Below are 12664 nucleotides of genomic sequence, written 5' to 3'. Positions count from 1 at the left end.
CGCATGACCGAAGTCGCGTTCCACTTCAACGCGCCCGACAAGCTGGGCTATGCCTGCCGCCTGCTGCGCAAGGCGTACGGCACCGGCGCGCAAGTGGTGGTGACCGGAGAACCCGAAGTGCTGCGCGAACTGGACGTGAACCTCTGGACCTTCGGCTCGCTGGAATTCGTGCCGCACTGCCTTGGGACGGAGCGGGACGAAAGGGTGCAGGCGCGCACCCCGATCGTGCTGTCCGGCTTGCCGCGCTCGTCCCCTCACCAGCAGGTGCTGGTCAATCTCGGCCATGAAGTGCCCGAGGGCTTCGAACGCTTCGAGCGGCTGATCGAGGTGGTGACGAACGACGGCGCCGACCGCCAGCAGGCCCGTGCGCGCTGGAAGCACTATGCCGACCGGGGCTACGCCATTGTCCGGCACGACCTGGCGGAGCAACGCTGATGGCCACCCGCACGCCCCCGCGGTTCGTTCCCACGCTCACCGAAGTCGTGCAGGGCGCCGCGGCCACGCCCGCTTCGGCGCCCGTGGCCGAGGAGCAGCTGGTGCATCGCATCATGCAGCGCGTGGACCTCACGCTGGACCGCAGGCTGCGCGAGGCCATCGCGGCCGTGGTGGTGGAGCACAGCCGGGCCCTGGCGCCGGCGCTGCGCCAGGAGATCGAAGCCGTGGTTGCAGCCGCCGTTTCCGAAGCCCTGGCAGAGGAACTCGGCGCGCAGGGCAAACCGCCGCCCTCGCAGCGCTGAGCCAGCTGGCCGCCGCGGCATTGGACAACGCGCCTCGCCGGGGGCCGGACGGCGGCGCTTACCCCTATGGCCCGGGTCCGGAAATTGCGTTATGTTCGCGGCCGTTGAGTTAACAACTGATCTCAACCCATTCCCCACATTCGGAGGTATCCCCATGCAGATGAAGATGAAATTGACGGTAGCTGCCGCCATCGCCTCGGCCTTCGGCCTGGCGTCGGCGCAGGAAGTGATCAAGATCGGTCACGTCGCCCCGGTGTCCGGCGCGCAAGCGCACTACGGCAAGGACAACGAGAACGGCACCCGCATGGCGATCGAGGAGCTGAACTCCCAGAACATCACCATCGGCGGCAAGAAGGTCAAGTTCGAGATCCAGGCTGAAGACGACGCCGCCGACCCGAAGCAGGGCACGGCCGCCGCCCAGAAGCTGTGCGACTCCAAGGTCGCCGGCGTGGTGGGTCACCTGAACTCGGGCACGACGATCCCCGCTTCCAAGGTGTACAACGACTGCGGCATCCCGCACATCACCGGCGCCGCCACCAACCCCGCGCTGACCAAGCCCGGCTACGACACCACCTACCGCATCATCGCCAACGACAACGCCCTGGGCGCTGCGCTGGCCCTGTACGCGGCCGACACGCTGAAGCTGAAAAAGGTCGCCATCATCGACGACCGCACCGCTTACGGCCAGGGCGTCGCCGAAGTGTTCAAGAGGACCGCGCAGTCCAAGGGCATGCAGGTGGTGGACGAGCAGTTCACGACCGACAAGGCCACCGACTTCATGGCCATCCTGACCGCCATCAAGGCCAAGAACCCCGACGCCATCTTCTACGGCGGCATGGACCCGCAAGCCGGTCCCATGCTGCGCCAGATGGAGCAACTGGGCCTGTCCAACGTCAAGTACTTCGGCGGCGACGGCATCTGCACCAGCGAGATCATCAAGCTGGCCGCGGGCGCCAAGACCCTGGACAACGTGATCTGCGCCGAAGGCGGCTCGTCGCTCGACAAGATGCCCGGCGGCAAGGCGTGGAAGGCCAAGTACGACGCCAAGTACCCTGGCCAGTTCCAGGTCTACAGCCCGTACACCTATGACGCCACCTTCGTGCTGGTCGATGCGATGAAGCGTGCAGGTTCGTGGGATCCCAAGAAGTACATCCCCGAGCTGAAGAAGACCAACTACAAGGGCGTGACCGCCACGATCGCCTTCGAACCCAACGGCGAGCTGAAGAACCCGGCCACCACCCTGTACACCTACAAGGGCGGCAAGAAGACCGCGATGAACTGATCGCGCAAGCGAAACGTTGATCGAGAGGCCGCCTTCGGGCGGCCTTTTTCATTGCCGCGGCAGGCAGCCCGGGCATGCTTTCGGGTTGCTCGCACGACCTGCGCGCTCGTCCATCCGCCGCTCAGCGCGGCTGTAGTACGCCGGCACGTTCTGCTGTCAGTGCGCTCCTACAACCCGCGCCGGCACTGGCTTTGCGGGCCATCCTTGCATGGACGAGGTTGCCTCATCCTTGCCGATTCACTACCCTGCGCGCTCCCCGTCCCGTGCGACGGGGCGCTTACGTATTGGGGACACGGAAATGGAAGTTGTCGCGAAGCTCCCGGTCAACGAGCAGCAGGGCGGCGAGCTCAAGCTGTTGCTGAAAGCGCTGGAGGCTTACCGCCGGGGTGAGTCCGGTGTCACGCTGCCGACCGACTGGGACGGCGCCTACGGCAGCATCGCCGCTGAATTCAACGAACTGTCGGGCCAGACGGCCCGCACCACGCACCGGCTGAAGTCGGTCGAGACCGTGTCGCGGCTCGGCGGCAAGGCCAGCCGCCGTATCGACGACGCGCGGCTCACCGGCTTCTGGCAGGACAACGTCGCGGCCATCAACCTTCTCGTGGACGAGCTGGAGATCACCGGCGACAACTCGCGCGCGCTGCTCAAGGCGCTGACCGACCTGAAGAAGGGCAACTCCAAGGCCCAGCTGCCGCCCGACTGGTCCGGCGTGTTCGGCAAGGTGGCCGATGCGTTCAACGAGGTGGTGTCCGAGAACGTGCGCATGGCGCAGGAGCTGGCCCGGCTGTCGCGCGTCGTCGGCAAGGAAGGCAAGCTGAAGGAACGCGCCCAGATTTCCAACGCCACCGGGTTCTGGCGCGAGTCGGCCGAATCGATCAACTCGCTGATCGGCGACCTGGTGCACCCGACGTCCGAAGTGGCGCGCGTGATCGGCGCGGTGGCGCAGGGCGACCTGTCGAAGTCGATGGCCCTGGAAGCCGATGGCCGGCCGCTGGAAGGCGAGTTCCTGCGCACCGCCATGATCATCAACAAGATGGTGCAGCAGCTGGGCACCTTCGCCGCCGAAGTGACGCGCGTGGCGCGCGAGGTGGGCACCGAAGGCAAGCTGGGCGGCCAGGCCGACGTGCAGGGCGTGGCCGGCACGTGGAAGGACCTCACCGACTCGGTGAACTTCATGGCTTCCAACCTCACGGCGCAGGTGCGGAACATCGCGGACGTGACCAAGGCCGTGGCGGCGGGCGACCTGTCCAAGAAGATCACGGTGGACGTGAAAGGCGAGATCCAGGAACTGAAGAACACCATCAACACGATGGTGGACCAGCTGTCGTCGTTCGCTTCGGAAGTGACGCGCGTGGCGCGCGAAGTGGGCACCGAAGGCAAGCTGGGCGGCCAGGCCGACGTGCAGGGCGTGGCCGGCACGTGGAAGGACCTGACCGAGTCGGTGAACTCCATGGCCGGCAACCTGACCGGCCAGGTGCGCAACATCGCGGATGTGACCAAGGCCGTGGCCGCGGGCGACCTGTCCAAGAAGATCACGGTGGACGTGAAGGGCGAGATCCTGGAGCTGAAGAACACCATCAACGTGATGGTGGACCAGCTGCGGTCGTTCGCCTCGGAAGTGACGCGCGTGGCGCGCGAAGTGGGCACCGAAGGCAAGCTGGGTGGCCAGGCCGACGTGCAAGGCGTGGCCGGTACCTGGAAGGACCTGACCGACAACGTGAACTTCATGGCCGGCAACCTGACGGCCCAGGTGCGCAACATCGCGGACGTGACCAAAGCCGTGGCGGCGGGCGACCTGTCCAAGAAGATCACGGTGGACGTGAAGGGCGAGATTCTGGAGCTGAAGAACACCATCAACACGATGGTGGACCAGCTGTCATCGTTCGCCTCGGAAGTGACGCGCGTGGCGCGCGAGGTGGGCACCGAAGGCAAGCTGGGCGGCCAGGCCGACGTGCAGGGCGTGGCCGGCACGTGGAAGGACCTCACCGACTCGGTGAACTTCATGGCTTCCAACCTCACGGCGCAGGTGCGGAACATCGCGGACGTGACCAAGGCCGTGGCGGCGGGCGACCTGTCCAAGAAGATCACGGTGGACGTGAAGGGCGAGATCCTGGAGCTGAAGAACACCATCAACACGATGGTGGACCAGCTGCGGTCGTTCGCCTCGGAAGTGACGCGCGTGGCGCGTGAAGTGGGTACCGAAGGCAAGCTGGGCGGCCAGGCCGACGTGCAGGGCGTGTCGGGCACCTGGAAAGATTTGACCGAGTCGGTGAACTTCATGGCCGGCAACCTGACGGCCCAGGTGCGCAACATCGCCGATGTGACCAAGGCGGTGGCTGCGGGCGACTTGTCCAAGAAGATCACGGTGGACGTGAAGGGCGAGATTCTGGAGCTGAAGAACACCATCAACACCATGGTGGACCAGCTCTCATCGTTCGCCTCGGAAGTGACGCGCGTGGCGCGCGAAGTGGGTACCGAAGGCAAGCTGGGCGGCCAGGCCGATGTGAAGGGCGTGGCCGGCACCTGGAAGGACCTGACGGACAACGTGAACTTCATGGCCGGCAACCTGACGGCCCAGGTGCGCAATATCGCCGACGTGACGAAAGCGGTGGCGGCGGGCGACCTGTCCAAGAAGATCACGGTGGACGTGAAGGGCGAGATCCTGGAGCTGAAGAACACCGTGAACACCATGGTGGACCAGCTGCGATCGTTCGCCGCCGAAGTGACGCGCGTGGCGCGCGAGGTGGGCACCGAAGGCAAGCTGGGCGGCCAGGCCGACGTGCAGGGCGTGGCCGGCACCTGGAAGGACCTGACCGAGTCGGTGAACGGCATGGCGTCCAACCTCACCGTGCAGCTGCGCGACGTGTCCAAGGTGGCCACCGCCATCGCCACCGGCGACCTGACGCAGAAGATCACCGTGGATGCGCGCGGCGAGATTCTGCAGATCAAGGACGTGATCAACACCATGGTGGACCAGCTGTCCTCGTTCGCCGTGGAAGTGACGCGCGTGGCGCGCGAAGTGGGTACCGAAGGCAAGCTGGGTGGCCAGGCCGACGTGAAGGGCGTGGCCGGCACCTGGCGCGACCTGACCGAGTCGGTGAACTCGATGGCGTCCAACCTCACGGTGCAACTGCGCGACGTGTCCAAGGTGGCCACCGCCATCGCCATGGGCGACCTGACGCAGAAGATCACCGTGGACGTCCGCGGCGAGATTCTGCAGATCAAGGACGTGATCAACACCATGGTGGACCAGTTGCGCTCGTTCGCCGCCGAAGTGACGCGCGTGGCGCGCGAGGTGGGTACCGAAGGCAAGCTGGGCGGCCAGGCCGATGTGCAGGGCGTGTCGGGCACGTGGAAGGACCTGACCGACAACGTGAACTTCATGGCGTCCAACCTCACGGGCCAGGTGCGCAACATCGCCGACGTGACCAAGGCCGTGGCCGCGGGCGACCTGTCCAAGAAGATCACGGTGGACGTGAAGGGCGAGATCCTGGAGCTCAAGAACACCATCAACACCATGGTGGACCAGCTGTCGTCGTTCGCTTCGGAAGTGACGCGCGTGGCGCGCGAGGTGGGCACCGAAGGCCGCCTGGGCGGCCAGGCCCAGGTAAAGGGCGTGGCCGGCACGTGGAAGGACCTGACGGACAACGTGAACTTCATGGCCGGCAACCTGACGTCGCAGGTGCGGGGCATCGCCAAGGTGGTGACCGCGGTGGCCAACGGCGACCTGCAGCAGAAGCTGACCGTGGAAGCCAAGGGCGAGATCGCCGCGCTGGCCGAAACCATCAACTCCATGACCTACACGCTGGCCACGTTCGCCGACCAGGTGACGACGGTGGCGCGCGAGGTGGGCGTGGAAGGCAAGCTGGGCGGCCAGGCCAAGGTGCCGGGCGCCTCCGGCACGTGGAAGGGCCTGACCGAGAACGTGAACAACCTCGCGGCCAACCTCACCACCCAGGTGCGCGCCATCGCCGAGGTGGCCACCGCCGTGACGCAGGGTGACCTGACGCGATCGATCACGGTGGAAGCGCAGGGCGAGGTGGCCGCGCTGAAGGACACGATCAACGAGATGATCACCAACCTTCGCGACACCACGCAGCTGAACACCGAGCAGGACTGGCTGAAGACCAACCTGGCCAAGTTCTCGCGCATGCTGCAGGGCCAGAAGGACCTGGTCGCGGTGGGCCACCTGATCCTCTCGGAGCTGGCGCCCGTGGTGGCCGCGCAGCAGGCCGAGTTCTACGTGCTGCGCTACACCGCCGAGCAGCCGCGCCTGCGCCTGATGGCCAGCTACGCCAGCGACGGCCACGGCGCGTACGGCAAGGAAGTGGACCTGGGCGAAGGCCTGGTCGGCCAGTGCGCTTTCGACAAGAAAAAGATCCTGCTGACCTCCAGCATCCCCGAGACGCTGAAGATCTCCTCGGGCCTCACCGAGACGGCGCCGCTGAACGTGCTGGTGCTGCCCATCATCTTCGAAGGCCAGGTGCGCGGCGTGCTGGAACTGGCCTCCATCGACCGCTTCAACCCGACCCACCAGCAGTTCCTCGACCAGCTGACCGAATCCATCGGCATCGTGATCAACACGATCGAGGCCAACATGCGCACGGAAGACCTGCTGACGCAGTCGCAGTCCCTGGCGCAGGAGCTGCAGAGCCGCCAGCAGGAACTGCAGCAGACCAACGAGGAACTGCAGGAGAAGGCCCGCCTGCTCGCGCACCAGAACCAGGAGGTGGAGCGCAAGAACACCGAGGTGGAACAGGCCCGCCAGGCGCTGGAGGAAAAGGCCAAGCAGCTGGCCCTGACGTCCAAGTACAAGTCCGAGTTCCTGGCCAACATGTCGCACGAGCTGCGCACGCCGCTGAACTCGCTGCTGATCCTGTCCGACCAGCTGTCGAAGAACCCGGACGGCAACCTCACCACCAAGCAGGTGGAGTTCGCCAAGACGATCCACTCGTCGGGCAACGACCTGCTGATGCTGATCAACGACATCCTGGACCTGTCCAAGATCGAGTCGGGCACGGTGGCGGTGGACGTCAGCGAGCTGCACCTGTCCGACCTGCAGCTGTACGTGGAGCGCACGTTCCGCCACGTGGCCGAGGCCAAGAACGTGGACTTCGTCATCCACACCGGCCTGCAGCTGCCCGAGGCCATGGTCACGGACATCAAGCGCCTGCAGCAGATCCTGAAGAACCTGCTGTCCAACGCGTTCAAGTTCACCCACCAGGGCAATGTCACGCTGGCCATCGAGGAGGTGGTCACCGGCTGGAGTTCCGACCACGACGAGCTGAACCGCGCGCAGCAGGTGGTGGCGTTCTCGGTGTCGGATACCGGCATCGGCATCTCGGCCGACAAGCAGCAGATCATCTTCGAGGCTTTCCAGCAGGCCGACGGCTCCACCAGCCGCAAGTACGGCGGAACGGGCCTGGGCCTGGCCATCAGCCGCGAGCTTTCGAAGCTGCTGGGCGGCGAGATCCGGCTGGCCAGCGCGCCGGGGCAGGGCAGCACGTTCACGCTGTACCTGCCGGTGCACTACCCGTCGACGCGCAGCACGCGGCGCACCAGCTCCTTCTCGGAGGCGCGCTCGCCCGAGCCCGTGGCACGCCGCCTGCCGCCGCAGCCGCTCCCGCGGCCCGAGCCCGCCGCGGCCGAAGATGCGACGGACATGTCGGCGCTGGTGCTCAACGAAGCCAACGACGACCGCCACAACATCCAGGAAGGCGACCTGGTGCTGCTCATCGTCGAGAACGACCTGGGCTTCGCGAGATTCCTGCTGGACGCCGCGCGCGCCAAGGGCTTCAAGGGCCTGGTCACGTCGATGGGCGCCGGCGCGCTGACCTTCGCCAACCAGTACCAGCTGTCCGCCATCACGCTGGACATGTACCTGCCCGACATGGACGGCTGGCGCGTGCTGGATCGCCTGAAGCAAGACTTCGTCGCGCGCCACGTGCCGGTGTGCGTGATCTCCACTGACGATTCGCGCGAGCGCGCGTACAAGGGCGGGGCGCTGGCCTTCGTCGAGAAGCCGATCCAGTCGCAGGAAGTGCTGGACGCGATGCTGGACAAGCTGCGCTCGTACTGCATGCGCCGCCAGCGGCAGGTGCTGATCGCGATGAAGGACGCGGCCGCGCGCGAGGAACTGCGCGGCTACCTGGAGACGGGCGACGTCGCCGTCACGGTGGTGCAGGACGCCGAAAGCTTCCTGGCCGCGCTGGACGGGCACGGCTTCGACGCCGTGGTGCTGGAAGACGCGCTGGGCAAGCTGGACACGGGCCACGTGCGCCAGGCGCTGGGCAACCATTCCGGCTTGGGGCCGTTGCCGCTGATCCTGTACCGCAACGCCGCGGGCGCCGAAGCGGGCCGCTTCGCCTGGCACTCGGACGACCGCGTCACGGTGACCGAGGCGCACAGCGTGGCGCGCCTGTACGACGCGGCGCTGCTGGCGCTGCACCAGAGCGTGAATCGGTTGCCTGAGGCGCGCCGAGGCGTGCTGGAAGGCGTGATCGCCGAGTCCAAGCCGCTGGCCGGCAAGCGCGTGCTGATCGTCGACGACGACATGCGCAACATCTTCGCGCTGGCCACGGTGCTGGAAGAGCACGCCATGGACATCGTCTGGGCCGACAACGGCCGCGAGGCGATCAGCCGCGTGGCGAACGACCCGCAGATCGAGATCGTGCTGATGGACATCATGATGCCGGAGATGGACGGCATGGCCACCATGAAGGAAATCCGCAAGCTGCCGCAAGGCAAGAACCTGCCGATGATCGCCGTCACCGCCAAGGCGATGAAGGGCGACCGCGAGAAGTGCATCGAGGCCGGGGCCTGGGACTACCTGTCCAAGCCGGTCAACACGCACGACCTGCTCACCGTCCTGAGGGCCTGGCTGCACCAGTGACTTCGCGAACCAACCCCGACGCGGCCGCCGCGCTGCCCGAGCGCGAGAAGGTCAACATCCTGGTGGTCGACGACCTCCAGGAGAAGCACGTCGTCTTCCGCACCATCCTGGACGAGCTGGACGAGAACATCGTCAGCGCGCGTTCCGGCAAGGAAGCCCTGCGCTACATCCTGGAGATGGAGTTCGCGGTCATCCTGCTGGACGTCAACATGCCCGACATCGACGGGCTGGAGACGGCCAGCCTGATCCGCCACTACAAGAAGTCGGCGCAGACGCCCATCGTCTTCATCACGGCGTACGTGGACGAGCTGCAGGCCAAGCGCGGCTACGCGCTGGGCGCGGTCGACTACATCCCGTCGCCCGTGGTGCCCGAGGTGCTGCGGTCCAAGGTGCGGGTGTTCGTCGAGCTGTACCGGATGAACCGGCAGCTGCAGCTGCGCGCGGCGGAGCGCGAGGCGCTGGCCCGCTCGGAAGCCGCGCGGGCGGCGGCCGAGGACGCCATCAGCCGCGCCGACTACCTGGCCGAAGTGAGCCAGCAGCTCTCCCTGTCGCTGGAAACCGACCAGGTGGCGCGGGCGCTGCTGGACCTGACAGTGCCCATGCTGGGCGACAGCGCCGTCCTGGCTTTCGCGGACGCGGACGGCACGTCCGTCGCGCGCTCCATCGAGCATGGCGAGCAGGGCCTGGCCGCGCTGCCGGCGGAAGCGCGCGAAGCGGTGGCGGCCGTGCTGCGCGAGAAGCGCTTCCGGTTGTGGACCGACGACGAAGGCCTGGCGGTCGCCATCTGCCCGCTGCTGGTGGGCGACCGCAGCCGCGGCGCGTTGGCGATCTCGGGACCATCGCGGCAATTCGACGGCGCGCGCGTGGCGCTGGCCCGCGAGGTGGCCAGCCGCGCGTCCATCGCGCTGGAGAACGCGCGCCTGTATTCCGCGGTGCAGGAAGCCGACCGCCGCAAGAACGAATTCCTGGCCATGCTGGCGCACGAGCTGCGCAACCCGCTGGCGCCCATCCGCAACGCGGTGCACATCATGCAGGGCTCGGAGGTGGCCGCGCCCACGATGAACTGGGCCCGCGACGTCATCAGCCGTCAGGCCGACCACATGGCCCGCCTGATCGACGACCTGCTGGACGTGTCGCGCATCGTGCAGGGCAAGGTGGTGGTCAAGCCCGAACGCCTGAGCCTGGCTTCGCTGATCGAGCGCACCGCCGAAGCCACGCTGCCCAAGCTGGAAGCGCGCAACCAGAGCCTGCAGGTGCTGTTGCCCGAGGTGCCGGTGGAGATCGACGGCGATCCCGTGCGGCTGGCGCAGGTGCTGTCCAACCTGGTGAACAACGCGTCCAAGTTCTCGCCGCCGGAGACCTGCGTGGCGCTGCGCGCCAGCTACGACGAAGGCGAAGTGCAGATCGCGGTGAAGGACCAGGGCAGCGGCATCGCGCCCGAGTTCCTGCCGCACATCTTCGACCTGTTCGCGCAGGCCGACCAGTCGCTGGACCGCTCGCAGGGCGGCCTGGGCATCGGGCTGACGCTGGTCAAGCACCTGGTCTCGCTGCACGGCGGCACGGTGCAGGCGCACAGCGACGGGGCCGGCCATGGCACCGAGGTGACCGTGAGGCTGCCCGGGCGCATCGCGCCGGAGGAGCACGCTTCCTCGCCGGCGCCGCTGGAAGCGCGGCGGCCCGCGGCCACGGCGCAGGCTTCGCGCATCCTGGTGGTCGACGACCTGATGGCTTCGGCGGAAACGCTGATGACGCTGCTGGAGATGGAAGGCTTCGAGGTCAAGGTGGCCAACGAGGGCCAGGCCGCGCTGCAGATCGCGCAGGAGTTCCGCCCCGACGTGGTGCTGCTGGACATCGGCCTGCCGGGGATGAACGGCTTCGAGGTGGCGCACCAGCTGCGCAACCAGCCGGCTTCGCGCGACGCGCTGTTGATCGCGTTGACGGGCTACGGCGAAGCGGAAAGCCGCTCGCGTTCGGCGCAAGCCGGCTTCGACTTCCACATGGTCAAGCCGGCGGACGTGAACCTGCTGCTGACGATGATCTCGGATCCGGTGGAGGCGAGGAGGGTGAGGGCGGCCTGACTCGGCCAGTCGGGCCGCGCTGCACTGCTACAATCGCGGGCTTCCCGGAGAGGTGGATGAGCGGTTTAAGTCGCACGCCTGGAAAGCGTGTGTGGGTTAATAGCCCACCGCGGGTTCGAATCCCGCCCTCTCCGCCAGGACAAGAAAAGGCCCGCGTCAGCGGGCCTTTTGCTTTCCGGCCGGGAAGAATGGCTCAGCTCTTCCCCAGCGGGCTCGGACGCGAGCGCAGCCCTTCGGGCAGCAGGTTGTCGAACATGTCGCTCACGCCCGAGATCGCTTCCAGCGCCGCCGCCTCGCCCCGCGTGCGCGCCAGCACCGCCATCAGCTCGCCGCGCATGAACCACAGGGACTCCACCTGGTCGGCGTAGCGGAGGCGCCGGGCGACCACCGCCGTGCGCTCGTCGCCATCGGTGTCCGGCGGCACCAGCTGCAGCATCCGCTGGCGGATGTCCTCGATGGTGAAGGCGGATTCGGCTTCTTCCGGCCGTGCCTGGCCGAGGCCCGCGCTAAAGATCGCGTGGAGGCTGTTTCGCAGATTCGGCTTGAACCAACGCATGGTCGTTCCTCTCTGTGCTCAGGCCGGCGGCGGGCCGGACATGGGATCGGTCGATGCCGGGCCACCGTTGAGGTCCAGCAGTTCGGTGACGGGCAGGTCCGCCGCGGCGGGCGGGACCAGGGGCGAGTGGGGCTGCAGCCCGGCCAGGTCGGCCAGGCGCGAAAAGCTGGACAGCACGGGGCGGGCGGAAGGCTTGCCGGCGCGCGGCACCCCGTAGGAGAGGCGGGCGCGCTCCTCGGCGGAGAGCTTGCCCACCAGGTTGCGCGTCACCCAGATGCCGCCTTCGCGAGCGGCGCGCGACAGTTGGCCGGCATGGTCGGCCGCACCGCCCACCACCGTCAGCTCGGGCGGCTCCACCAGCCGCAGCACGCCCAGCCAGTCCTGGCCTTCGTCCACGCCGGTGTTCATGCACAGCTCGAAGTCCCAGCCCTTGCGAGCCTGCCAGCGGCTGTTGATCTGGCGCATGGCTTCGCGGGCCGACTGCGCGGCGGCCAGTGCGTTCCACAGGTAGTTGCCGGGCGGCTGGGGCAGGAAGTGGCAGACCATGCCTTCGCCCGGATGCCGGCCGTGGCGGCCGCCATGGTTCGTGAAGATGCGGTCCAGCGACAGCCAGATCTCGTTGACCAGTTCGAAGTATTCGCCGGCGGGCAGTTGCAGCCACAACTCGCCGGCGTCCTGCAGCGTGCTGACGAGCACGGCGACGGGTGTCAGGCGCGGGGCCGGGAAGCGGCGGGCGGGGGCGGTTGGGAGCCCTTCGGGCCGGACCACGACCGCCGGTGGGACGGGCGAGGTGGCGGATCCAGGCGCGGGAGCCGGGGCAGGGCGCACGCCCGGGGCCGCCGGCGGGATCGAGCCACCGCTTTCGAACTGCGCCGCGATGCGGGCGATGCTCCAGCCCTCGCGCTTGAGCCGCTGGATGGTTTCGATGCGTTCGACGGTGTCGTCGGGGAAGTAGCCGATGCGCGGAGCGGCACCGTCCTCAGGGTTCGGCGGCAGCACCTCCGGCCGGGGCAGCAGCCCGGCCTGGATGTAGTTGTTCAGGGTCGCCCGGGAAATCCCCGTCCGGTCCAGAACGTCTTTGCTGGTGAGCACGTCGATCTCTGTCCAAGAGTGTTTGGA

At 67.5% G+C, this 12664-nt stretch carries 7 protein-coding genes and 1 tRNA gene; 6 read left to right on the top strand and 2 right to left on the bottom strand.

From position 1 onward, the window contains the following. The first annotated feature begins 3 nt into the window (after window positions 1–3). From EZ216_RS03690 to EZ216_RS03665, 6 genes are all read left to right on the top strand, one after another. Window positions 4–435, top strand: coding sequence for a DNA polymerase III subunit chi (locus tag EZ216_RS03690; protein WP_135248211.1), 432 nt, complete (start codon window positions 4–6; stop codon window positions 433–435). Beyond that, complete coding sequence (locus tag EZ216_RS03685; protein WP_135248210.1) at window positions 435–737, top strand: hypothetical protein; 303 nt, start codon at window positions 435–437, stop codon at window positions 735–737. The genes EZ216_RS03690 and EZ216_RS03685 overlap by 1 nt, the downstream gene beginning before the upstream one ends. Before the next feature lie 154 nt (window positions 738–891). Further along, complete coding sequence (locus EZ216_RS03680; RefSeq protein WP_135248209.1) at window positions 892–2019, top strand: branched-chain amino acid ABC transporter substrate-binding protein; 1128 nt, start codon at window positions 892–894, stop codon at window positions 2017–2019. Between the two features lie 298 nt (window positions 2020–2317). Beyond that, a complete protein-coding gene (locus tag EZ216_RS03675; protein WP_135248208.1) occupies window positions 2318–8911 on the top strand; it encodes a HAMP domain-containing protein in 6594 nt (2197 codons plus the stop codon). Then, the gene (locus EZ216_RS03670; protein ID WP_135248207.1) at window positions 8908–10989 is read left to right on the top strand and encodes a hybrid sensor histidine kinase/response regulator; all 2082 of its coding nucleotides are present in this window, start codon (window positions 8908–8910) and stop codon (window positions 10987–10989) included. Before EZ216_RS03675 ends, EZ216_RS03670 begins: the two co-directional genes overlap by 4 nt. Before the next feature lie 46 nt (window positions 10990–11035). Then, window positions 11036–11126: transfer RNA gene (locus EZ216_RS03665), tRNA-Ser, on the top strand. Between the two features lie 56 nt (window positions 11127–11182). Here the strand turns inward: EZ216_RS03665 and EZ216_RS03660 are convergent. Then, on the bottom strand, window positions 11183–11545 hold the full coding sequence (locus tag EZ216_RS03660) for a hypothetical protein (RefSeq protein ID WP_135248206.1): 363 nt from the start codon (window positions 11543–11545) through the stop codon (window positions 11183–11185). A gap of 18 nt (window positions 11546–11563) precedes the next feature. After that, window positions 11564–12637 (bottom strand): MerR family transcriptional regulator, encoded by a 1074-nt coding sequence (locus EZ216_RS03655; protein WP_167772818.1) that lies wholly within the window; start codon window positions 12635–12637, stop codon window positions 11564–11566. Window positions 12638–12664: the final 27 nt, after the last annotated feature.

Source organism: Ramlibacter humi (genome assembly GCF_004681975.1).
Taxonomy (GTDB): Bacteria; Pseudomonadota; Gammaproteobacteria; order Burkholderiales; family Burkholderiaceae_C; genus Ramlibacter; species Ramlibacter humi.
This window is presented reverse-complemented; position numbering and strand designations above follow the sequence as displayed.